The organism is Brumimicrobium sp. (assembly GCF_048268645.1).
Lineage (GTDB): Bacteria > Bacteroidota > Bacteroidia > Flavobacteriales_D > Crocinitomicaceae > Brumimicrobium > Brumimicrobium ulvae.
In genome coordinates, this window is record NZ_JBLWVE010000002.1 from 130,520 (window position 1) to 153,670 (window position 23,151).

A 23,151-nucleotide genomic window follows, 5' to 3' on the forward strand; every position below is an offset into this window, starting at 1 on the left:
TTTTACTTAATTTTTGTTTCTACATTAATTATTTCTAGATAAGGTGAAAAGGTAAAAGTTGAGGTATTCATTATTTTTTGCTCATCTGTCCATTCTATGGTTAGTTCATAAGCTTGGACAAAATCACTTTCTTCAATTACATATAAAGTGCCAAACTGCTCAATGACAATTTCTTTATTAGGGTTTTTGAAATGATTTATAGCCAAACTCCTACTCAATTGACGAAAGTCCATGGTTTGAACTTTTCTAGCCGTCTCCATCACCTTCATGGTATGGTCCATAAAAGATTGCAATTCAGCTTCACCAATCAATTGAACCTCACGTTGTTTAAAAAAGTTTAGAAATTCGAGCTCGGCTGTTGATGTTATCAGGTCTCTATTGGTGACAAAATGATAATCAAACTGATAGGCATAATATAAGTCTTTGTGTTCATTCGCAATTCGGAAATTATAGAAAGGAGTTACTGAAATCAAGCTATCTTTATAATCAAAAAGGAAGAAGCTATGATAGACCTTTATTGAATCGGCAGTTGAAGTTTGAAAAAGATGCTCAATTTCGTATTGAACTTCATGAATTTTCTCTTGGGCAGCTGCTCGATAACCAGGAATAAGGTCTTCAATTCCAGACTGCTTTAATCCTCTTAAATCATTGTTGTCTAAATATTCTTTTTTGATTCGATACATGGAATCCAATTGAACAAAAGCTTCAGGTTTATAAACTTTTAGTTCACTAAAAGATAAAGATTGATAGTTTTGATTGGCATATTGTTCTGCGCTAGTATTTTCAATTATGGCATGCAGCTTTTCAGTTTGATCCTTAAACGTTGTTATTGGTGCGTGGTTAGACACGTCACAACTAAAGAGTATCAAAACAGTTAACCCTATTAGAAAAATGCGAAAAGCCTTATACATTTGATTTATTCTTAATGAAAATAATGGAATTTTAAAGTTAATAAAAAATCAAGAACAAACCAACGGACAATTAACGCCTAAAAACTAACTATTTACCATTACAGGCATCACTAACATCAATATGTCTTCGTCTTCATTTTCTTGTGTTGCTGGAACAATTAGTCCTGCTCGATTTGGTTGACTCATCATCAGCTTAATTTCTTCAGAAGAAATGTTTCCTAGCATTTCAATGATAAAACGTGAGTTAAATCCAATTTCCATATCTGCACCGTCATAACTACAAGTTAAACGTTCTTTTGCTTCATTTGAGAAATCAATATCTTCAGCAGAAATAGCTAACTCAGAACCCGATATTTTTAATTGTACTTGGTGTGTTGTTTTATTTGCAAAGATAGACACACGCTTAATTGATCTTAAGAAAGCTTCTCTATCTACAGTAAGTACATTTGGATTTTCTTGAGGAATAACAGCTTCGTAATTAGGATATTTTCCATCAATTAAACGACATGTTAATTCGATATCTTTAAAAGTAAATACTGCATTAGAATCATTATATTCAATTTTCACTTCCATTTCATCAGCTGAACTTAAGTTGTTTTTCAACATATTTAAGGCTTTTTTTGGAAGAATAAAAGATGAATTCCCTGAAGCTTTAGAGTCTGTACGACGGTAACGCACCAATTTGTGTGCATCAGTTGCAACAAAAGTCATATCTTCAGGAGTGAACTGACAGAACACACCGCTCATTACAGGGCGCAAATCGTCAGTTCCTGTGGCGAAAATTGTTTTGTTGATGGCATCCGCCAACACCTCACCACTAATGACAGTATTTTCTGTATTTTCAATTTCTTTTACCTTAGGAAAGTCATCACCGTTATAACCAACCATCTTGGACTTACCATTGGTGTAGGAGATTTCTATTCCGTATCCATCTGGATCAATTGTAAAAGTCAAAGGCTGATCTGGTAAGTTTTTCAAGACATCTAAAAGTAATTTTGCTGGAATACAAATTTTGCCTGACTCATTAGAATCAACTTCAAAAGTCGTTTTCATTGTCGTTTCAATATCTGAAGCAGACACACGCATTGTTTTGTCATTGATTTCAAATAAAAAGTTGTCTAGTATAGGCAAAGTGTTATTTGTTGTCAATACACCACTGATTGTTTGAAGGTGTTTTAATAAGCTTGAGCTAGAAACTACAAAATTCATTTTATTGATCTTAAAATTTATAATAGCAAATATAGTTTTTTAGACTCAATTAAAAAGTTCTACCAAAAATATATTTACACTTTTCAAATTACTTTTCCATTTCCACGAAAACAGTTTTCCCTTGAATGAGAGGACTTACCGAAAAGTACTGCATTCTAACCAGTTCCCCGTCTTCTTTTACACCCCAAAGATAATTCAAATCATAAGCTATTGTATCTTTCGGATCATACTCTGGATCTAGTCTTCTGTAGAGGTCTAATTCATACCCAGATTGCTTCCCTTCAATATTCAACTCATAGTCTGGAACTTGTGCTTTCATGCTATCAATCTCTTTTTGGGACAAGGTATAGTTGGGTTGATTGAAATGCAACTTATCGAAACTATTGAGGTAGAAAACCAAATTATCTTTTATCACATTATCTACACGCTCGCCTTGAGAAGTTACTATGTAATCATCTGGACCTTGAATATCGATGGTAAAGCTGTTCTCTGGTGTCACACGGTTAATCACTTCTACCTTTTTCAATTCAGAGCGTTGGAAAGAAAAGAGGTGTGTACATTCAAACTTTCTAGGATCTGCAAAAAAACGTGGCTCTAAAATTCCATAAAAACCTTTCATTCCCATAATAACAGGATTATCACTCTTCATGCTCGGCGTTTCCAACAACATGTGTGTTCCCATATGATCTTGTGTTGAATGTCCTACATACCAAGTTTTCACCCACTTCCCATCTTGATAAATCTTTACTTCTTTGTGCTGTGCCATCAACAGTTTTTTCATATTCTCCATTGCAGCATTAGGTACATAGCCTTTTAAAGTGACCTTGTGCATTGTTTCAAGCATCATTTGAACAATCCCCTGCTGAACGCACATTCCATCTGGGCCCTCCCAAACCCCATCTTTGTTTCGTGTAACCGTAAAAAGTTGATCTTGATAAGAATCGTAAATTTCAATTTTATCAACCGCAGCGGTATCTTCAATCGCAAAAGCAATCAAACTGGTATCTGTTGCTTTAGCACCTGTTTTCAAATTCATGGCAAATATTGACAACCCGATAATCAAACCGATACCTACTATTATAACAATGAGTTTTTTCATAATAACAACTTATTTTTTAACGTACTTATATCGACGTACAATGAATACAATTGTAGCCATAACGAGAATAAACAGCACAGGGATGGCAATGTTTATAAATTTATAAAAAGAGCCCTCTCTTTCTATCTTTAATTTGTCTGTTGGGTGGAGGTCTATAGCCCTACTTCTAATAGAAAGCAAAGTGCTTTCCCCCAACATATAATCTACACAGTTTTCGAAAAATTCGAAATTCCCAATCGGTCGCCCAGCGAATAATTCATCTATCTCTCGTCCCCTAGGCAATCTTGGAATATATCGGAATTTATTTTCTTCCTGAACAAAAACAGAATCATAATAGGTGTTTTTAAAGAAAGTTCCGTTTCCAACCACCATTACTTTTCCGGGTTTTTCTGACTCTTCGATCAAAATTGCATCTGGACTATCTGCATAAGCTGAAACAATTCTGTTTTTAAAGGCTGATTGAAATTCACCTTCTACAATTCCCCCCAACATTAATCGATTGGCTTCATTGGTCGGATCATCTTGGAAAACTGGATTTTCACCAAATTGATTTTCCATAGCGATAGACAACAAGGGTACGTTTCCAAATGATCTTGAATTGGATGAACTCGTCAATATCACTGATGGACGTGTTTTATTTTTAGTTTGAACAAATTGTAAACTTGAGGCGTAAGGTAATTTCACAGGATTCACCATACTTGAAATCGGGTGCTCTGTTCCCATTGCACGCACATAGAAATACCAATTTACAAATCCTTTTGGTAAGCCAGGCATTGCAAAGGGATCATAATTCGCATCGATGACCAAGTCTTCATTAATTTTGATTCCATAATCATACATCAAATCTCCAATCCCTGTTCTTTTACGGGCACTATGTGTTTTTCCTGTTCTTCGAATAGTATCGTTATTAATACTCAAAGGATTATTAAAGACCATGATATTCCCCCCTTGCATAAGGTATTGGTCAATCACAAACTTATCTTTATCACTAAATTTCTTTTTGGGGTCAGCGATAATGATACCATCATATTGATCTAAACCACCCAGCGCACCTTCAATTTTCACATCATCAATAATGTAAGCATCTTCGATGTTCTTTCGGGCACCTTGGGTATAAGGAATTCCCAATTCACCATGTCCATGGATAAATGCAACTTTCTTTTTTGTTTGCCTAGTGGCTTTAGCAAGCACACGCATAAACTTGTATTCCAAATCATTTATTCCACGCTGAACCATTTGTTCTAAACGGGCATCCAAACGGTATTGACCACCTTCTAAGAAACGAATATGCCCCACAGTATTTCCACGGTATTCAACCACTGCACCTGGAAAAATTTCAATGATGTTAGACGCTCCTTGACTACGGTAAGTAATATCTACTGGACGAATTCCTTGTCCACGGTCAAAAAGTTGCTCCTTCAAAGCTTCTTGATCTTCTAGGGTTCCCTTATTCGGATTAATAAATTCATATTCTACTCTACTTCCAGCATAATATTTGAATTCATCGAGTTTGTCGCGTACTGCTTTTTGCAAACGTTTTACTTCTGCAGGAAACTCTCCTTCTAAATAAATTTTAAAGAGAATTTTATCGGTTAATAAGGAATCACTTTCTAAAAAACCAATAGTAGTTTCCGTTAATGAATAACGCTGATCTCTAGTAAAATCTACTCGGAAATCAAAAAATGATACAATGATGTTGATCAAGATAATTACCGCTAAAGCAATTGCAGTGATAATTCCGTAATATGCCCTATTAGAAGCTTTTTTTAATTTTATTTTAGCCATAATTATTTACGTATTGCGTTTAAAACATTATGTGATGCAAATAAAAAGAAAACGATGACACTAAAGAAATAAACAAGGTCACTCAGAATCAGGACTCCTTTTTTTATGGATTCATAATGATAGTCTAAACTTGCATAACGAATTACGCTATCGAACCCGGCTATTGTAGCATAAGACCCCAACAAAGAGAGTCCACTAAAAGCAAACCAACAAAGGAACATAGCCACGATAAACGCTACAATTTGATTGCTTGTGATTGTACTGGCAAAAATACCAATAGCGACAAAAGACGCTCCGAGAAGAATTAATCCTAAGAATGAAGTTATTGCTGCTCCATCATCCATTACTCCAACAGGATCCCCTAAAAAGTGCATCGACACATAAAAGGTCAAAGTTGGAAGCAACGCAATAACAACCAAAGTCACTCCGGCTAAATACTTCGCCAACAAGATTGAAAAATCAGAAATGGGTCGTGTATAAAGCAATTCGATTGTCCCGGTTTTTCTTTCATCTGCGAAAGAGCGCATGGTGATTGCTGGAATAAGAATCAGAAGAATCAATGGTGCTAAATTGTAATACGGCAACAAATCTGCTACCCCACCATTCAACAAGTTATAATCGTCATTGATTACCCATAAAAACAACCAGCAGGTAATCACAAATATAAGCATGAAAACATAACCAATAATTGAGCTCAAAAAACTTCGTATCTCTTTTAGATATAATGCACCCATTTTATAAAAATTTAGTTCAAAAATAACGCTTCTCTGCTAACTTCGCTCTAATCTGTCGAAAGTTTATCAAAACCCAAGCGTTAATGGACTGATTTTGATTGTAAGGTTACTTTACTTGATTAAAAAGCCATCAAAATAAACAGAGGTAGAACTGGCTTCGGCTTTTTGGTCGAACCATTGCTTAACAGTTGGCCAAATTTCACCGAACAACTCAGATTTTCTATAATTTTCAAGATCACTCTCAGCATTCCATTCACTATAGGTAAAAACTACTTTTGGATTTTGCTTATCCCTGAGCAATTTCATCCCTTTGCAACCTGGAAATGCATTAATTTTTTCTTTCACTGTATCAAAATGTTCGATAAAATCTTGAACATGTTCTTCTTTTAATGTCAATTTAACTAACCTAACCATTTGTATATTTTAGAAAAGTGATTCAATCGTTGTTCTTGAGCCTCGTGGAGTAAATTCGATGCGAATAATATCTCCAACACGCAAACCAAATAAAGAGTTGGCCCCACCTCCATTTTCTGGAGTCCCCTTATTGATGGCAATTTCCAAATAACCTCCATCATTAAAAATAGCTACTTTTTCTCCAGGAGGCACCTCGTTATACCCCAAGGAAATCACATCAATATAATATTCCTTTTGTCTAAAATAAATAACAAAAGGCACGTTCTTTCCGATGTGGTAAAAATCCTCCTTGGTAATATTGGTAATGATGTTTCCATAATGATCAATATAGGAAACAGCTCCTTTTAAGGTATTTCCATCAATTACAGGAGATAAAGGAATGGCTTTGCGAATGGAGTCAACTGAACTACAAAAACTATCCAGCTCCTCACCCGCAATGATCTTACATGCAGCAGGAACCAAGATGTTTTTGGTGGGGAAATTCATCAGTTCAGGCCGTGACAACACATCATCTAAGCGCCACATTCCTTCAGCGACTATATTGCCCATCAACAAACTAAAAAAACCATTGTCTGCGGCAACAAAATATTGACCTTGAAATTTAACTACAGTAGGGTAAACACTTTCCTCTGGCTGATTAAAATTAATCAACGGCTCTGCATCTACACCTACAACATGTACCGTTCCTTCAGGAAAGTCACGCATACAATTTTTAAGAAGATAAGCAGCTTGAGTCACCTTAAACGGACTTACAACATGAGAAACATCAACGATCTGCACATTAGGAAGGTTTTTTAAAATTTTCCCTTTCAGAGAGGCAACATAATAGTCACCCATTCCCATGTCTGTTGTCAGCGTGATTATACTCATTATTATAAAGTCTACACTTAATTTAAATTAAGATTCAAAATTAGTTTTTATTTTTAGATTAAGGAACAGTTCCACTTTAAATTGAAAGTGAAAAGTTTTGATTAATGGATTCAAACAAGTCTTTAACATTTCTCGATATATTTGTCACATCAACTCAAGTCGACCAAGGGTTTTCCCTAACATTGAGCTATAACACCCCTATAATTAGCAAGTAAAGCAAGGTTTATTGTATAATATTTATAATTTTGTTGATTCAAGAAAAAAACTATAACTAATGAACACATACCAGAAACTTATCCTTGTAGGAACGGGCCTCCTTTTAATCACAAGCTGCTCAAACAACGAAGAAAATACAAAAGCACCAGAGCTAAAAAAAACAGCCATCATCGAGGTGGACACCACTGATGTTTATACTTCCGATGATTATGACTTTGTTTTGCCTAGGCCATTTGCTTTGGTCAGTTCTTTTGAAAATGCAGGTCTTGACTTTGTAGCTTCGCGCATGAATGACCCCAAAAACATAGAAAAATACACAACAGACGGGAAGCAATTATTGAATTTTGGTGTCTACAGTTCGGACTTGGTTTACTCCATTATCAGTGACCAAACACAGGCTTCAATCACAAACTTCAATGCCATTAAAAACCTGGCTGATAAAATCGGAATGGGAAGTATCTTCAACGAAGAAGACTTAGCCAAACAAATTGAAGACAACATTTCTGATCGAGAAGAAATGGAAAGTTTAATGATTGATGTTTACGAAAGATCTCAAGAGTTTTTAGAAAATAATGACATGCGAATATTGGCAGCAGTTCAATTTTCTGGTGCTTGGTTCGAAGGAATGTACTTAGCGACATTCGATGTTGACAAGAAGGACAAGAAAAAACTAAGTCACACGATTGTTGACCACATGAATCTTTTAAAACAAGCCATCAAAGGTTTGGAATCTTACAAAGAGCGTGGTGAAGACACTGCAGAAGTACTTGCTCAAATGAAGGAGCTTCAATCGACTTACAAGGCATTTGATTCAATCAAAAACGCCAAAGGTTTCCCTGAATTAAGCCCTGAAGAAATCAAGATTGTTACCGCAAAGATTCATGAAATTCGTGAATTAATCATTTCTTAAACAACAATAGCACTATGAAAAATTTACTTACAGCACTTTTTTGCGTTTTTATCTTTAGTACATATGCTCAAGATGAATTTATTGAGAAAGTAAAAAAATCTAGGGTCGAACTGAGAAAAGACATTACGGCAAAAGGACTAAAATACGACGGAACAAAAACAACTTATTTCCAATTTACAGACGACACCCAATACAAAGGAATAGAAATCGCTGTTTTCCTTCGTGACAATTACCACTTCTTTTTTGATGGAAGTCACTCAGAAGGAAAAGTTACAATTGAAATTTACGACTTATCTCCAGATAACCCACACCGTTTAAAGCTCTATGAGATTAAAAACATCTCTGGAAAGAAAGCCGACGTATCTATGGAGGAAATCCTTAAACATTACGTAACCTATGGTGGAGACCCTGAGACTTTGAGTTCATTACATATTGATTATGTCATTAAAAAATCAAAACCAAGTCGTGGAGCAATTACCTTAAGTTTAGGATTCTAGTTAAACTATCTTATATTTTAAATTATTGAGAAGACTTATTCAAATGATTCTCGTATTTTTGTACACAAATAAGGTAGATATAAACAATGAGTATTAAAGTTACGCTTCCAGATGGATCGGTTAAAGAAGTAGAAAAAGGAACAACTTCTTTAGATATAGCAAAAGGTATAAGTGAAGGACTCGCAAGAAATGTACTTGCAGCTGAAGTCAACAATGAGGTTGTCGACGCAATGCGTCCAATTGAAACGGACAGCACCTTAAAGCTACTCACCTGGCAAGACAAAGACGGTAAATCCACAATGTGGCATTCATCTGCACATTTAATGGCTGAGGCTTTAGAAATACTTTATCCTGGAATCAAGTTGGCGATAGGACCACCAATTAAAAGTGGTTTTTACTATGACGTAGATTTCATGGACTACACTTTTGTTGAAAAAGACCTAGAGAAGGTAGAACAAAAGATGAAGGAACTTGCAAAAAAGAAAAGCGAGTTTATCCGTAAAGAATTATCTAAAGATGAAGCAATTGCTTATTTTAAGGAGAAAGAGGATCCATATAAGTTAGAGCTTTTAGAAGACTTAACAGATGGAGAAATCACTTTCTACACCCAGGGTGAGTTTACGGACCTTTGTAGAGGACCTCACATTCCTCACACAGGACATATAAAAGCGTTAAAGCTCACTTCAATTGCCGGTGCATATTGGAGAGGAGATGAAAACAACAAACAACTCACACGTATTTATGGAATTACTTTCCCTAAAAACGCTGAACTAAAAGAATATCTAGAAAAACTTGAACTGGCACGTCAACGTGACCACCGAAAGTTAGGGAAGGAAATGGAGTTGTTTACTTTTTCACAAAACGTTGGACAAGGTTTACCACTTTGGTTGCCGAAAGGAGCTGAATTGCGTCAACGATTAGAAAACTTTCTAAAGAAGGTACAACATGATGCAGGGTATGAGCAAGTAATTACACCGCATATTGGAAGTAAAAAGCTATACGAAACATCAGGACATTATGCCAAATACGGTGCAGATTCATTTCAGCCCATTCATACGCCAGATGAAAACGAAGAGTTTTTATTAAAACCTATGAACTGCCCTCACCATTGTGAGATTTACAAAACGAAGCCACATTCTTACCGTGAGTTACCAATTCGTTATGCGGAATTCGGAACAGTGTATCGTTATGAACAAAGCGGTGAGTTACATGGTTTAACAAGAGTACGTGGATTTACGCAAGATGATGCGCATATCTTCTGTACACAAGACCAAGTAAAGAAAGAATTTCAAAATGTAATTGACATTGTACTTTACATTTTCAAAACATTAGATTTCAAAAAGTTTACTGCACAGATTTCATTGCGTGACCCTGAAGATTCGAGCAAGTATATTGGAAGTGATGAAAACTGGGAAAAAGCTGAAGCAGCAATTCAAGAAGCCGTTGCTGAAAAAGGATTGAATACAGTAATCGAATATGGAGAAGCGGCTTTCTATGGTCCTAAACTTGATTTTATGGTTGAGGATGCCTTAGGAAGAGAATGGCAACTTGGAACGATCCAAGTAGACTATAATTTGCCAGAGCGTTTCGAACTAGAATACATTGGGGCAGACAATCAAAAACACCGACCTGTGATGATTCACAGAGCACCATTTGGATCAATGGAAAGGTTCGTTGCAGTATTGTTGGAACATTGCGCTGGGGAATTCCCATTATGGTTATCTTCAGAGCAATACGCTATTCTTCCAATTAGTGAAAATTTCAATGAATACGCTGAAAAAGTTTCTAAAGTTTTAAATAATTCCGATATTCGCGGATTCATAGACAATAGAAACGAAAAGGTAGGTAAGAAAATTCGTGAAGCAGAGATTGGGAAGACCCCGTTTATGCTTATTGTAGGTGAAAAAGAGATGGAAACAAACACGATTTCAGTTCGTCAAAGAGGCGAAGGTGATTTAGGAGCTATGCCCATTGATGATTTTATACAAATAATAAACAAATTAGTTGAAGAAGAGTTAAGTCCTAAAGATTAAACGCTTAACTTATAAAAAAAATAAATGAGAAAACCGAGAAGAACATTTAAACCAAGGCAAGAAGAATTAAACAGGATTAATGACCGAATCCGCGTACCACAAATACGATTGGTTGGCGATGGTCAGGAACCAAGAATCATGGATACTAAGGACGCTATTAAATTAGCAGACGAACAAGATTTAGATTTAGTTGAGATTTCGCCAAAAGCTAATCCACCTGTTTGTAAGATCATGGATTATAAAAAGTTCTTGTATAACCAAAAGAAAAAAGAAAAAGAACTAAAGGCCAAGCAGTCTAAAGTAACGATTAAAGAAATTCGTTTTGGTCCGAATACAGAAGAACACGATTTTAACTTTAAGTTAGATCATGCAAAAAAATTCTTACAAGATGGCGCTAAAGTAAAAGCATTTGTGTTTTTCCGAGGACGTACAATCGTATTTAAAGACCGAGGGGAAATTTTATTGTTGCGTTTTGCACAAGAACTTTCTGATTACGGAACCTTAGAGTTAATGCCTAAACTTGAAGGAAAAAGAATGACAATTATGATTAACCCTAAAAAGGATTAGTCTTTATAATATTAGTGAGTAAACATAAATAGTGAGAATATGCCAAAAATGAAAACAAAATCCAGTGCAAAGAAGAGATTCCAAGTAACTGGTAGTGGGAAGATTAAGAGAAAGCACGCTTTCAAAAGTCACATCCTTACAAAGAAAACAAAAAAACAAAAGCGTAACTTAACAAAGACTGCATACGTTACTAAAGCGGATCAGCCTAACGTTAAGATCATGCTTTGTATGAAGTAAAATTAATCTGTCATGGTGACAGAGGTTAGTATTTAAACCCGGTGCTGAGTAACTAAGACTTCTGAAACATTGAAGCACTTATCATCAAAAAACAATAAAATATGCCAAGATCAGTAAATCACGTAGCGTCCAGAGCAAGAAGAAAGGAAGTAATGAAACTTGCTAAAGGTTACTACGGTAGAAGAAAAAACGTTTGGACAGTAGCGAAAAATGCTGTTGAAAAAGGATTAGTTTACTCCTATAGAGATCGTAAACAAAAGAAAAGAAAATTCCGTTCACTTTGGATTATGCGTATTAACGCTGCGTCTAGACAACATGGAATGAGCTATTCTCAATTTATGGGACAATACAAAAAAAGTGGGCTTGAGCTAAACAGAAAAGTTCTAGCTGACTTAGCGATGAATCATCCAGATGCATTCAAAGCTGTTGTAGAAACCGTAAAAAAATAAATTATTCATCACTCACTAATGAAGGTGGAGATTTCGAAAGAAGTCTCCACTTTTTTTTAGACTAGTTCGAAGTCCAAGCAATAAACATTCAAAAAATAATCAGCATAGGATATCTTAAAACAATTCTATTTCCTATCTTTGCAATCCCAGTTTTTGCCCAGGTGCTGAAATTGGTAGACAGGCATGGTTGAGGGCCATGTGTCCATTAGGACGTGAGGGTTCGACTCCCTCTCTGGGCACACAAACCAGAGTTAGAAACAGTAAAAAACGTAGTTTCTACTCTGGTTTTTTCTTTTCCACAAAAATAATTAGTCTAATCTCTCTTTTAATTTTAACACAAATTTTCGTCTACAGAATGGTATTTAGGAAAACTTGATTTAACTTTGCGCAATCGTTTAGGTTCCGTTAAGGATTATTATCAAATCTGTGTTAACATACATTTCAATTCATTCTAAAAGAACTCCATTCCTCCAACACAGAACATCGTAGTATTTATTTTTTAAGTCTCTTTTCTAATGAAAAATATTTTAGGAAACCGTTGGTTTTTGCTTATCGTATTGGCATTAACATGGGGAAGTTCATTCATCATGATTAAAAAGTCATTATTGGAGTTTTCTCCATACGAAATTGGCTCCTTGAGGGTATTGATCTCAGGAATCATCTTGTCATTTATTGGAATTCCTGTGATACGCAAAATGAGTAAGAAATCTATTTTCTACGTTGCCCTAGCTGGACTCTTTGGGAACTTCTTGCCTTTGTACTTATTTCCAATGGCCCAAACACACATCAGTAGCTCTTTAGCGGGTGTTTTAGATTCATTGGTTCCCATCTTTGTTTTGGTGATTGGATTTATTTTTTACGGCGTAAAAACACAGATTTCTCAAGTTTTTGGAGCAATCATAGGCTTCTTTGGAGCAGCTACCTTAATGTACTTTTCAGAGTCAAGCACTGAAGAAACACAAATTGGCTACGCGCTATTAATCGTCTTTGCGACTGTTTGCTATGCAATAGCAGCCTTAATCATTAAAGATAAACTAGGACACTTAACCTCCATAGAATTGACTGCTAGCATGTTTAGTATGTGGGCTATTCCGGCATTCATCATCCTCATCTCAACCGGCTTTTTCACCAGTCATGAATCAACACCAGAGACCTGGACAGCATTTGGATTTGTAAGTATCTTAGCGGTTGTTGGAACCACCATTGCCATTGTGCTTTACTACAAGTTAATTCAAGATACCACAGCCATATTTGCCAGTAGTGTTTCCTACCTTTTACCCATTCTTGCCATTATTTGGGGCTTACTCGATGGAGAAAAGTTTAGTCCATGGTACATTTTCAGTGGTGCACTCATTCTAATCGGAGTTTACTTGATCCGAGAGAAGAAAGCAAAACCAAGAATGGTACCCAGATAAACTATCTCATCAAATACATTTTCCCCCAGTTCTTTTTGAAGTGCTGATCAGCACCCGAAGCACGGTGTTTAATATCCTCGCCATTTATCTTGGCTTTTACACGATATAAATAAACTCCATTAGCCAATAGATCTCCAAATTCATCGCGTCCATCCCAGGCATATTCTGTAATGTTTCGACCGATACGAATAAAGCCTAATTCATCTTCGGTTATCTCTCGTACAATGCGACCTGTAACTGTCATAATCTGAATCACTATATCGTCTGGAACTTGTGTACCTGTCAATGTAAATACAAAACGTGTTTGTGTAGAAAATGGATTCGGATAATTCATCAAATGAGTAATACTAGATTCTAATATTACGTCAAACTTAATGCGGTACTCTATTTTACCTGAAAGATTCCCCGATTTATCTGAACCTTGAACCATTAATTCATAAGTACCCCCATTTTCAAACTTCGCGTTGTACATTATTTTGAATCTCAAATTAGATCCATCTGCTGGAATCCATTGCATTACTTGATTTCCATTTCCGTCTATGAAAGGGATGCGTTTTTGAACTCCTGAAGGATCGGTAAGATACACTCCAAAATTAGTCGTATCTGCATCTTCATCCATAATTAGGAATGGATTCTCATCTTTCAAACTAATGATGATCTCAGCTTCTGGACTTACAATATCTCCATTCAAAATATGCTCACCATCAAAGGTCACGTCTAAAACGGGATTAATATCGTCTTGGTTTAAGTGAAATGGAATCTGAAGTAAGTTGTTAAAATGGGCCAATTCTGGTTGATCTTTCAATTCGTTATTCATTCCATTAACGTACGGATTTACCTCCATCCACAAAGTATTCATTCCAGCCAATCCTAAAGAAGGGAATTTTACAGTATCACGAAGCGTCTGACCAACACGCAATGAATCTTGGCGCGCATAATGGATAGGGTGTCTCACTTGATCTTTGTCGGTCACCCAATAATGTACAAGTAGAGAATCCATAGGTAAGTCACTAATATTTCGAATATCCACTGCAAAGGCCATTTCTACACCTTCCTGTAATGAGTCATTAGCATTGGGTAATAAAACAAATCCATTTGATCCATCAATTGCAGCTTCAGGCACCCTGTCATATAAGACGTGCCACCTATCAACTTGAGCTGGCGTTAGCGTAATGTCATCAAAATACTTAGCTTTTAATTGTAAATATGGATACTGCGCGGCATCAACAATGGAGTTCAAGTTAAGGATTGAATCATTAGCTGTAAATAAAGTGTCTATTTCTAATTGCACCTGTTGATTCGCATTTAGCCCTCTAATTACAAGTCGGGTAGAATCATTAGGGTTAATATCGGCACTGTCTTGTTTCCAGTAGAGTGTTTTCCAATTTACAGAAGGTCCGATGATGGTAGAGGTTTCAACCCCACTTCCAACGGAACCGGTAAAACTAGAGGTCAATGAAATATACTCTCCTGGAGTTTGGGCATGTAATATTGTTGCAGAGCCAGGGTTTCCTTTTTCAAAAATCAAGATAAACGAACGTTCTGGAGAAGAAGGGTCAATTCCCGTAGCACCAAGACTTTGGAAGGTATTAAACAAAGAAGGATGAAGCGACTGCCACTGGGTATACATTGCTCGGGCAGTGGAATACACAACAACATAATGACCATCAGGAATTTCATTCAGAACCATGTTCTCAAAAGCTTGAAGCTGAGCTGCTGAATTCTGCCTAAAAATAAAGAAGTACTCTACTCTATTTCGACAACCTGCACCATTGTTGGCATTCCCAAATTGATGGTCCACATTTTCACCATTATTAAATGTCCCCCAAGGTTCAATGGAGGATGGGCTTACCACTCCAACATGCAAAGAAGGAGTGGTCGTACACATTCCATATTCAGCATTTTGACCATTGACTTGCCAAAGGGTAGAATTGTATTCGTAAACTGAACTTGCATTGTCATGAACATGGGCAGAAAGTTCTATTTGTTGAGGAGTAAAATCTCTTTTCCTATTTGGTCGTTGATAAGCAACACCATTGAATCCACCATTTTTAAATTGAAAGAAATGGTCTTGTCCCCACCCCGATTTTCCCGGTATATACTGAAAAGAATGCTCTCTCCACACCAACACACTTGAATCCACAGCTACACGCCAGAAATAAACAACACTGTCTTCCAACACTAATGGTTCGTTGGCATTACTTGAAATTTTCTTCCAGTCATTAGGAAATACTTCTTTCACTCCTCCGAGTCCACTAACGGTAGCGTATTTTCTAAACGGACTATTGAACAAGTCGGTGGTATCAATTTCAAACCTGTAAGTATTAAATCCGGCAATTGGATTAACCGTTGAAGCCTTGAGCACTACTGAATCATTTGGAACTACTGCATAATCATGAGGAAGAACAGGAATTATTCCATCGATATTGATGAAGAAGTCTGCCTTCACTTCATTGTTATTGAATTCGTCGTATTGTTCTGGAATGAAAGAAGGTAAATCCGCCTGAATACTGAATTGATTCATCCCAGAAGCCATTGTAGCTTGGAGGGGCATTCTGTATATAATCGTATCTTTATAATCTAATCCAGCCACAGAAAGTGTGTAGACGGAATCCACAAGTGAATTTGGAAAATTACGGGTAATATTTAGCGCAAAGGTGTCTTCAATGCTTTTTCCTAGGTTGGTCAGGACGATATTAATACTGATTGAATCTGTTGTTAAATCAACCTGGGTAGGCGTAAACCAAACATCTTGAATGGTCAAATCAATCTCTGGCTTAGCATGCCAATTGAGCTTCATTGCGGGGTCACCATGCAAAATCATCTGAATCGCAGTCACTTCTGTCAAGAAACTTGGATTAATGTTCTCTAGCTTATTGATGGTCTGCACCATTTGTTCTCCAATTGAAGCACCATAATTTTCTGGGCTCATTTGACGATAAATTTCAGATGAGTACATGTTTAAATATGAAGCGTATCCTAATTTAGTTGAAGATAAAAAACCAATCGCTCCAAGGTCTTCAATCATCACAAAGTTTTCTGCTGTAGAATTACTTCCTGATTTAAAAATATCACCAGTATAGCATCCATTTCCTATAACCATTGGGTATTTTCCAGCATTCCCCCAATTGGCAGGATCATCAATATTTTGATCAAATCCATCGGCAGAAGCATGTCCAAAGAAAGTCATTAAAGAAACCCCATTTTCTAAAAAGCTAGTGACTTCTGAAGATTGTACTGGGTTGAAAGGATTTGTTGTTTCTTTAAAGTAAGAATTAACGTTTCCACCATAACTTGGACCTTCAATGGTGTTTTTCATTCCATTGAGGTATCCTTGTAACAAAGCCTGCTCGGAGGCAGAAGACCCTCCTCCAAAATGAAGAATTTGTTTTTGCCAATCCTTTGTTTCCTTGTTGTACACGGCATTTTGATTTTGAGCAGCTTCATAAATCTGGATTTTATTCAAATAAATATTGAGTTCAGCATTGTTTCTTGCCGCGATTCTTCCCGTCGGAATGGCAGGAACAAAACTTGTTGATCCGTTCCATTTTGCTGTAATGCACAAATCACTCGAAGGATTTCCATAACTTGGTACAAGATTCAAAGCGTTCGTTGCACTGTTTTTCCTTGGCGTCCATGCCGAACCTGTATTGGGGTCACTGGCTTCCGAAATTCCTTTTCCAATAATAAATAATGCAAGCGGTTTTTGCGTCGATAAGTTATAGATTTGATTGATCGCACGACGAGTTCCTAAAATGTGTTTAGGAACACCACCACCATATTGTAACCAAGCGTCGTTCACCTCAATCATAACTACGTTATGGCTTCCTCCATTAACTGAGCTTCTGTAACTGGCATATTGACTTGCAGAGGTCTGCATAACTTTATTGTATAAAATAATGTAAGCAGATTCAAGATTTAACACACTATAATCTTTGAACTCACCTGTTCCATTCACTGCTTTTAATGAAGAAATATTGCTAATTTCAGTTTCACTTGCAATCACTAAATGTTGATTGTTTCCATTAGTGGCATTTGGAATAATTCCTTGCCACACCCCACCGTTTTCTACAAAAGGAATCTTTCTTGGAACATTTCCACCAGTAACATATGCACTTGGATTGATCAAGTTTGCGCCATTGATATCAATTCTACTTTTGGCTTGAGCACCAGCATTTAGAATCTCCCAAGTGATAAATGAGGCTGTTGTATTGGTGGTTCTCGGATACTTCAAATACAAGTAACTCACTGATTGATAATCTGTAGCAGCCCCTTGATCGCCAATTATTTTAAAAAAGACATTCGTTGTTCCGTTCGAAAGGTTGCTCAAAGGAACTGTAGAGTTTACAATGGTTTGACGAAAGCCTGTAAAAACTTCATCTAAAAGCATCAAATTACTACTCCCGATTTCCCATCTTAGATGATGATTTCCTGTGCCTGTAAAAGATGCATTTGAATTGGCATTGGACTTTGCATGAAATTGTGCCGCTGGAGCTCCAGTTCCCGTATAAAGATTCGGTGTCTCCACGGGAATAGTCAATGTATAATTTGATGCTCCGTTATAATTTGGACCTCCCCAACCTTCACCAGGAGAGAAAAAAGAACTGTACGAAGAATAGGCTGAATATCCACCGTAATACTGAGTATTATAATTGATTTCGCTTTGACTTAAAACAAAGGGAGTTACAGCATAAACAGAAAAATTAACGTCACTCTCGTTAAGGTAGCGCTTAGTTGGTCCTGTTGTCCAGGTCAAGAAATAATATAATGTATCACTGTACAAAGAATAAGCTGGATTTCCAATATCATTAGGTTGGTCGTAAAGTAATGAATCTAACCAGCCATCGTTTTTTTCTGCGTAAAACTCAAGATAATCACCAGCATCAATACTGTTATCCCCATTATCTTTAACAAATAATGGAAGTTCTTTTTCCTTAGCAAAAACCTGAAATTGATTAGACGAAATTGAATTTAATGGCACACCTGCGTCGAGGAGGTTTTGATGGGTAATTCTATAAACTCCATCCTCTACAATTGGAAATTGATAATATTTTTGGCTGTAATTAATCCACTCATTCCCATAAGGCTGGGCCCAGGAGATAAGTGATGTAAATAGAATGGTTATAAATACAATCAGTCTTTTCATGAGTGATGCTAAAGCATTAAATAAATAGTTAAGTACTATTTAAACCCAAATTTAAGAGAAATTACGTGAGAAAACAACGCTTCAGACTGATTACCAATATTTGTAAAAGCATAATCTAAGGTAATTCCTTTAAATGTAACCCCTAGTCCAATGTTAGGTTGAAACATCAAAGACTGAGAATCATCAAAGTTTTTAACATATTGGAAGTTGTTCACACCTGTTCTGATGGCTACCATATCTCTCCATCCTACCTCAAGTCCAATAACTGGGTCAATACTTACAACTCCTGATTTAATCAAGGTATTTCTTCTCCCATCAGTTGTGATTGCGGCATTGATTTCTGGTGTAACCGTAATGTCCTGCCAACCAATATCAAACTTTCTTTGTGCTGCCAAAATCAATCTTGGCATCGTCAATTCTAAGCCGTTTTCAGGAATTTCGTTACCTGTTTCAAGAAATACTTCTTGCATATCAGCATCAAGGTTAAAAATCCATGCGTTAAAAGTAGAAGTGATATCTCTTGCCATAGCTCCGAAATACCACTTGTCATTCAATGAATATTGTAATCCGGCATCAAGTCCAAACCCCCAACTTCTGGCAAAATCGCCCGCTCTACGGTGAATCACCTTCACTGTACCTCCAACGCTCAGACCTTCTATTCCTAGTTTTCTTCCATAAGAAAATAAAAAACCATAATCTGCCGCGGTAAATAGAGTGATACGGTCATAATCAATATTTCCTTCATTGTCGATTAACTGGGTTGTATTCGGAATATCATCCACACCAAATCGGATAGCAGCAAATCCAACAGCACTTTTTTCGTCTATACTGTGGGCCAGTCCGATGTAATCATACTTCGCTATTCCAGCAAAATATTCAGAGTGCATCAAACTAACATCTAGTTTGTTTTCAACACCAGTTAAACCCGCTGGATTCCAATAAACAGATGTAACATCATTTACACCAGCAACCATTGCATTCCCCATTCCTAGGGAACGTGCCCCAACTCCAATCTGCAAGAATTCGTTTGAGTACTTTGGTGCAACGCTTCCATCTTGTGAAAAAAGTGCCCCACTCAAAAGAGTTAGTGTAAAAGAGAGGATCAATAAGTGATTTTTCATAACATCCATAAAGCGTAAAATTGCACAAAATATTGTATAAAATAATAACTAATTTTAACAATAAGCGCTAAAAGTACTTAATTGAAGGGGATTGAAAAAGTTTTGTTTGAATTTAATCCGCCTATAAAAACATTTACAAAACATCAAACAACCCCCATTAAAGACCTGCTTCCAAAGCCTTTAATCGCTCTTATTCTAATAGCAATAATCCTCTTTTTAGTTTCATGTTTGGATTTATTTCTATAGTTTCGTAGTACTTAATACTATTTATATGAAATTGACTATTCGATTATTTTCAACACTATTCTTTATGGCGTTTTTTCTGCCCACTTTTGGACAAGGGATTGCGCCTAACAACTTTATTATTCAACCTTATGTTGGAGGTCCTAATATAAAAACTTGGTCTTACAATGCAATTCAACTGGGGCAAACTACAGAGTATGATGGTTATAGCGTTAATGCTAAAGGGTTTGGTCATTTTGGAGTCACTACAGAATTGGCACTCTCCGAGCGAATCGGTTTAGGAATTGATGGAATATATTCTCCTTTTGAAAGAACAATTATCGACAGCTCTTCAAATGAAACGAAAGTTTTTACTGAAAATAAATTGAGAATTATCGCTCGAATTTACATCCATTTCAATGTTGAAAATCCAAGTTGGGACTTGTATTTATCAGGAGGTATTGGAGCAAATATTCTTTTTACAAGTTTAAAACGTAATGGTGTAAACGAAAACTATAATGCTTATTATAAAGGCAATACAAAATTCCCATTACTCAATACGCCGTTTCCTGTTTCAGGCCGGTTCTGTTTTGGGGGTAGATATTACTTTTCTCACTATGTTGGGATAAATTTTGAAGCCGGTATTGGTGGACCACCATTCTCTTTTGGTTTGTCTTTTCGACTATAGAAATAAAAAAAAACGATTTACCAACGCAAAGTGTTTTATTTTCGTTTAATGGATTTAAATGATGAGGGTAAAAACTTTAATCCCTTGTAATTGACATTTATAATTCACCAAAAGACTAAATTAGTTCAACTATTTTACATAAATTCGTATTAACTAAAAATCAATGCTATGAAATTAAAAGTTCTACTTTCTATACTAACAATAGGCGCAGTATTATTTTCCAGCAATACATTAACCGCCCAATCCATTACCCCAAACACATTTATCTTACAACCATACATTGGTGCTCCCAATATGAAGAAATGGATTTATGACACCGAATATCAAGAAGGGAACAAGTCTTCTGGATTTGGTCATGTTGGACTGAGCGGAGAATTAACCGTTTCTGAAAGGTTTGGAATAGGTTTTGACGCCATCTATTCACCATTCTCAAGAGAATCTGTTGAAACTATTTCTGAGTATGATCCTGACACAGACACCTACACAACACATAATGAGGTGAGGGCTTTCGATGAAGACAAACTGCGATTGATTGCCAAAGTTTACATTCATTTTAACGTTGAAAATCCAAAATGGGATATTTACATTTCTGGAGGAGTTGGTGCGAACATTATTTTCGCCAAAGCATATATTGATGGTGTAGAAACAGATTATCAATCTGCTTTCGTTAACAACACAAGTGTACCGTTTTACAATCCTCCATTCCCTTTTTCAGGCCGTTTTTGTTTTGGAACGAGATACTTCTTCTCTGATCATTTCGGTGTTAACTTTGAAGCAGGTGTTGGTGGACCTCCATTTTCATTTGGTTTAAATGTTAGGTTCTAGAATTGTTTTTCTTTAGATCTTATTCTAAAGAAGATAATTTTCTTGATTGTAAACCTGCATTAGAACATTATTTGTTTCTTTGCATAGATGTTTACAATAGCAAATATTTTAACTGGCTTCAATTTACTGTTTGGAGTCTCCAGTATCATCCTCACTTTTTCAGGACGATTAGAATGGGCCGTTTTAGCAATAATGGCTGGAGCCTTGTGCGATTTTCTAGATGGCTTTGTTGCCCGACTAATGAAACAGCAAGGCGAACTCGGAAAACAATTGGACTCATTAGCCGACATGGTAACTTTTGGCGTTGCCCCAGGGTTAATCGTATTCGTACTCCTAATTTTATCTGGCGCTTGGGACATCATTATTGCCAGTGATGGTCAACTCAATGAATTGTGGGTTGAAGGCACTATGGGATTCAGTGTTCAGCTATGGATACAAGTATTCCTCAACGATCTTGTAGGAAATAACTCTCCCTTTCTACCTAGTCATTTTTATGGTTGGTACAAAGTGATGCCGTTCTTTGCTTTGTTAATTCCATTCATGAGCATGTTTAGATTGGCCAAATTCAATTTAGACGAACGTCAAGCTACTGGATTTATTGGTTTACCTACTCCAGCAAACAGTCTGTTTTTTGCTTCATTTGCATTGATGCTTTGGGATGGATTTGGTGAAGAAAGTTGGAAAACAGTTGTTTCAATGACCTTAATTAAAGACCAAATCTTATTGACTTTTGTTGTTGTTTTCTCTATTCTATTGGTTGCAGAAATCCCTTTATTTGCACTGAAATTTGTCAACTTTAAATGGCAAGGAAATCAAATCAGATATATATTTTTACTCTTGTCTCTCATTGCAATATGGGCACTTTGGGTATGGGCTATTCCTGTCATCGTACTTATGTACCTCTTGCTTTCTGTAATCAACAACAAAGTACTTTCTTAAAACATCATCATGAAATTTAAAGTTGAAATAGACATAATGTTAAAGTCTGATCAAAGCGACTCACAAGCAGATGCGCTAACAAACAGTATGAAATCCATAGGTTTTCCTGAAATTATAAACGCTCGTGTTGGAAGACATGTCCAATTCTATATTGAAGCTGAAGATCAAACACAAGCCAGTCAAAAAGTAGAAGAAGCATGTAAAAAAACCTTGGTTCATCCAGATGCAGAAGAGTTTACTTTTTCTATAACAGAAGTTTAAAAAAATATTGAACAAGTAAAAAAAAAGGACCTTCATAATTGAAAGTCCTTTTTTTTTTATATCTTATTGTCGAAGTATTACTATTTCAGAAACTTCTCAATTTGAATGTGCAATCCGATTCCCCTCAAAGCATCTCCCTGAGCAACGATCTTTCCTTCACCATCGATCAAGAAAGAATGAGGTATTGAACGTACACCGTACTTTCTCGTGACCTCTCCTTTTTTATCCCAAACATGTCCATCCCAAGTCAGGTTATCTTTATCTATGGCCTCGATCCAAGCACTTTCCGCTCTGTCTAAAGAAACACTTAAGACCACAAAACCTTTTCCATTGGTGAATTTTTGATTCTTGTATTTATTGTATGCTTCAACAATGTTCGGGTTTTCTTTTCGACATGGTCCACACCAAGACGCCCAAAAATCGAGTAAAACAAGTTGGCCTTTATAATCAGATAAGGCGACCATATTTCCATCAGGATCTAGAAGTGTAAAATTAATTGCACGCATTCCGTTATTGGGCTGTGCAAAAGAGAGAAAAGGTAAAAAGCCTACGAGGAGTATAATTAAATTCTTCATATCAAAAATTGTATTTAGCTTGGGATAA

21 protein-coding genes and 1 tRNA gene are annotated in these 23,151 nt (G+C 36.3%); 12 read left to right on the forward strand and 10 right to left on the reverse strand.

All coding sequences use genetic code 11. The features are described 5' to 3' along the window. Window positions 1–2 precede the first annotated feature (2 nt). The 7 genes from ACN0U3_RS03700 to ACN0U3_RS03730 form a co-directional block, all read right to left on the reverse strand. Entirely contained in the window at window positions 3–911 is a 909-nt protein-coding gene (locus tag ACN0U3_RS03700; RefSeq protein ID WP_417265182.1) for a hypothetical protein, read from the reverse strand. Between the two features lie 84 nt (window positions 912–995). Next, window positions 996–2,120: a DNA polymerase III subunit beta gene (dnaN, locus tag ACN0U3_RS03705; protein ID WP_417265183.1), complete on the reverse strand. Its 1,125-nt coding sequence runs from the start codon at window positions 2,118–2,120 to the stop codon at window positions 996–998. 88 nt (window positions 2,121–2,208) lie between these two features. Continuing rightward, complete coding sequence (locus ACN0U3_RS03710; protein WP_417265184.1) at window positions 2,209–3,219, reverse strand: hypothetical protein; 1,011 nt, start codon at window positions 3,217–3,219, stop codon at window positions 2,209–2,211. A gap of 9 nt (window positions 3,220–3,228) precedes the next feature. Further along, a complete protein-coding gene (locus ACN0U3_RS03715) occupies window positions 3,229–5,004 on the reverse strand; it encodes a GldG family protein (RefSeq protein WP_417265185.1) in 1,776 nt (591 codons plus the stop codon). A gap of 2 nt (window positions 5,005–5,006) precedes the next feature. Continuing rightward, window positions 5,007–5,738 (reverse strand): ABC transporter permease subunit, encoded by a 732-nt coding sequence (locus tag ACN0U3_RS03720; RefSeq protein WP_417265186.1) that lies wholly within the window; start codon window positions 5,736–5,738, stop codon window positions 5,007–5,009. A gap of 111 nt (window positions 5,739–5,849) precedes the next feature. Beyond that, on the reverse strand, window positions 5,850–6,152 hold the full coding sequence (locus tag ACN0U3_RS03725) for a putative quinol monooxygenase (protein WP_417265187.1): 303 nt from the start codon (window positions 6,150–6,152) through the stop codon (window positions 5,850–5,852). A gap of 9 nt (window positions 6,153–6,161) precedes the next feature. After that, the gene (locus tag ACN0U3_RS03730) at window positions 6,162–7,022 is read right to left on the reverse strand and encodes an SAM hydrolase/SAM-dependent halogenase family protein (RefSeq protein ID WP_417265188.1); all 861 of its coding nucleotides are present in this window, start codon (window positions 7,020–7,022) and stop codon (window positions 6,162–6,164) included. Window positions 7,023–7,296: 274 nt separating this feature from the next. Here ACN0U3_RS03730 and ACN0U3_RS03735 point away from each other — a divergent pair, with 274 nt between their 5' ends. The 8 genes from ACN0U3_RS03735 to ACN0U3_RS03770 all read left to right on the forward strand — a co-directional run bounded on the left by ACN0U3_RS03735 (window position 7,297) and on the right by ACN0U3_RS03770 (window position 13,346). Then, complete coding sequence (locus tag ACN0U3_RS03735) at window positions 7,297–8,148, forward strand: hypothetical protein (RefSeq protein WP_299203814.1); 852 nt, start codon at window positions 7,297–7,299, stop codon at window positions 8,146–8,148. 14 nt (window positions 8,149–8,162) lie between these two features. Beyond that, window positions 8,163–8,645, forward strand: coding sequence for a hypothetical protein (locus tag ACN0U3_RS03740; protein WP_299203817.1), 483 nt, complete (start codon window positions 8,163–8,165; stop codon window positions 8,643–8,645). An 86-nt stretch (window positions 8,646–8,731) separates the two neighbouring features. After that, complete coding sequence (gene thrS, locus ACN0U3_RS03745; RefSeq protein ID WP_417265189.1) at window positions 8,732–10,678, forward strand: threonine--tRNA ligase; 1,947 nt, start codon at window positions 8,732–8,734, stop codon at window positions 10,676–10,678. A 24-nt stretch (window positions 10,679–10,702) separates the two neighbouring features. Then, window positions 10,703–11,245, forward strand: a complete 543-nt coding sequence (gene infC / locus ACN0U3_RS03750) for a translation initiation factor IF-3 (RefSeq protein WP_417265190.1) — start codon at window positions 10,703–10,705, stop codon at window positions 11,243–11,245. 39 nt (window positions 11,246–11,284) lie between these two features. After that, on the forward strand, window positions 11,285–11,482 hold the full coding sequence (gene rpmI / locus ACN0U3_RS03755; protein ID WP_417265191.1) for a 50S ribosomal protein L35: 198 nt from the start codon (window positions 11,285–11,287) through the stop codon (window positions 11,480–11,482). Window positions 11,483–11,583: 101 nt separating this feature from the next. Next, a complete protein-coding gene (gene rplT / locus ACN0U3_RS03760; RefSeq protein ID WP_299203829.1) occupies window positions 11,584–11,931 on the forward strand; it encodes a 50S ribosomal protein L20 in 348 nt (115 codons plus the stop codon). A gap of 155 nt (window positions 11,932–12,086) precedes the next feature. Next, window positions 12,087–12,170: transfer RNA gene (locus ACN0U3_RS03765), tRNA-Leu, on the forward strand. A gap of 276 nt (window positions 12,171–12,446) precedes the next feature. After that, window positions 12,447–13,346: a DMT family transporter gene (locus ACN0U3_RS03770; RefSeq protein WP_299203832.1), complete on the forward strand. Its 900-nt coding sequence runs from the start codon at window positions 12,447–12,449 to the stop codon at window positions 13,344–13,346. Window position 13,347: 1 nt separating this feature from the next. Here the strand turns inward: ACN0U3_RS03770 and ACN0U3_RS03775 are convergent, their stop codons facing one another. Continuing rightward, window positions 13,348–18,492, reverse strand: a complete 5,145-nt coding sequence (locus ACN0U3_RS03775; RefSeq protein ID WP_417265192.1) for a C25 family cysteine peptidase — start codon at window positions 18,490–18,492, stop codon at window positions 13,348–13,350. 35 nt (window positions 18,493–18,527) lie between these two features. Then, window positions 18,528–19,571: a PorV/PorQ family protein gene (locus tag ACN0U3_RS03780; RefSeq protein WP_417265193.1), complete on the reverse strand. Its 1,044-nt coding sequence runs from the start codon at window positions 19,569–19,571 to the stop codon at window positions 18,528–18,530. 352 nt (window positions 19,572–19,923) lie between these two features. Here ACN0U3_RS03780 and ACN0U3_RS03785 point away from each other — a divergent pair, with 352 nt between their 5' ends. From ACN0U3_RS03785 to purS, 4 genes are all read left to right on the forward strand, one after another. Then, the gene (locus tag ACN0U3_RS03785; protein ID WP_417265194.1) at window positions 19,924–20,523 is read left to right on the forward strand and encodes a hypothetical protein; all 600 of its coding nucleotides are present in this window, start codon (window positions 19,924–19,926) and stop codon (window positions 20,521–20,523) included. A 168-nt stretch (window positions 20,524–20,691) separates the two neighbouring features. Further along, entirely contained in the window at window positions 20,692–21,348 is a 657-nt protein-coding gene (locus ACN0U3_RS03790; protein ID WP_417265195.1) for a hypothetical protein, read from the forward strand. An 87-nt stretch (window positions 21,349–21,435) separates the two neighbouring features. Next, complete coding sequence (locus ACN0U3_RS03795; protein WP_299203847.1) at window positions 21,436–22,287, forward strand: CDP-alcohol phosphatidyltransferase family protein; 852 nt, start codon at window positions 21,436–21,438, stop codon at window positions 22,285–22,287. 9 nt (window positions 22,288–22,296) lie between these two features. After that, complete coding sequence (purS, locus tag ACN0U3_RS03800; protein WP_417265196.1) at window positions 22,297–22,548, forward strand: phosphoribosylformylglycinamidine synthase subunit PurS; 252 nt, start codon at window positions 22,297–22,299, stop codon at window positions 22,546–22,548. Window positions 22,549–22,628: 80 nt separating this feature from the next. Here purS and ACN0U3_RS03805 read toward each other — a convergent pair whose 3' ends face one another. Then, window positions 22,629–23,123 (reverse strand): peroxiredoxin family protein, encoded by a 495-nt coding sequence (locus ACN0U3_RS03805; RefSeq protein WP_299203853.1) that lies wholly within the window; start codon window positions 23,121–23,123, stop codon window positions 22,629–22,631. Window positions 23,124–23,151: the final 28 nt, after the last annotated feature.

Coding starts and splice junctions, on each gene's coding strand:
- ACN0U3_RS03700 (WP_417265182.1), bottom strand. CDS start 911: ATGTATAAGGCTTTTCGCATTTTTCTAATAGGGTTAACTGTTTTGATA.
- dnaN (WP_417265183.1), bottom strand. CDS start 2,120: ATGAATTTTGTAGTTTCTAGCTCAAGCTTATTAAAACACCTTCAAACA.
- ACN0U3_RS03710 (WP_417265184.1), bottom strand. CDS start 3,219: ATGAAAAAACTCATTGTTATAATAGTAGGTATCGGTTTGATTATCGGG.
- ACN0U3_RS03715 (WP_417265185.1), bottom strand. CDS start 5,004: ATGGCTAAAATAAAATTAAAAAAAGCTTCTAATAGGGCATATTACGGA.
- ACN0U3_RS03720 (WP_417265186.1), bottom strand. CDS start 5,738: ATGGGTGCATTATATCTAAAAGAGATACGAAGTTTTTTGAGCTCAATT.
- ACN0U3_RS03725 (WP_417265187.1), bottom strand. CDS start 6,152: ATGGTTAGGTTAGTTAAATTGACATTAAAAGAAGAACATGTTCAAGAT.
- ACN0U3_RS03730 (WP_417265188.1), bottom strand. CDS start 7,022: ATGAGTATAATCACGCTGACAACAGACATGGGAATGGGTGACTATTAT.
- ACN0U3_RS03735 (WP_299203814.1), top strand. CDS start 7,297: ATGAACACATACCAGAAACTTATCCTTGTAGGAACGGGCCTCCTTTTA.
- ACN0U3_RS03740 (WP_299203817.1), top strand. CDS start 8,163: ATGAAAAATTTACTTACAGCACTTTTTTGCGTTTTTATCTTTAGTACA.
- thrS (WP_417265189.1), top strand. CDS start 8,732: ATGAGTATTAAAGTTACGCTTCCAGATGGATCGGTTAAAGAAGTAGAA.
- infC (WP_417265190.1), top strand. CDS start 10,703: ATGAGAAAACCGAGAAGAACATTTAAACCAAGGCAAGAAGAATTAAAC.
- rpmI (WP_417265191.1), top strand. CDS start 11,285: ATGCCAAAAATGAAAACAAAATCCAGTGCAAAGAAGAGATTCCAAGTA.
- rplT (WP_299203829.1), top strand. CDS start 11,584: ATGCCAAGATCAGTAAATCACGTAGCGTCCAGAGCAAGAAGAAAGGAA.
- ACN0U3_RS03770 (WP_299203832.1), top strand. CDS start 12,447: ATGAAAAATATTTTAGGAAACCGTTGGTTTTTGCTTATCGTATTGGCA.
- ACN0U3_RS03775 (WP_417265192.1), bottom strand. CDS start 18,492: ATGAAAAGACTGATTGTATTTATAACCATTCTATTTACATCACTTATC.
- ACN0U3_RS03785 (WP_417265194.1), top strand. CDS start 19,924: ATGGCGTTTTTTCTGCCCACTTTTGGACAAGGGATTGCGCCTAACAAC.
- ACN0U3_RS03790 (WP_417265195.1), top strand. CDS start 20,692: ATGAAATTAAAAGTTCTACTTTCTATACTAACAATAGGCGCAGTATTA.
- ACN0U3_RS03795 (WP_299203847.1), top strand. CDS start 21,436: ATGTTTACAATAGCAAATATTTTAACTGGCTTCAATTTACTGTTTGGA.
- purS (WP_417265196.1), top strand. CDS start 22,297: ATGAAATTTAAAGTTGAAATAGACATAATGTTAAAGTCTGATCAAAGC.
- ACN0U3_RS03805 (WP_299203853.1), bottom strand. CDS start 23,123: ATGAAGAATTTAATTATACTCCTCGTAGGCTTTTTACCTTTTCTCTCT.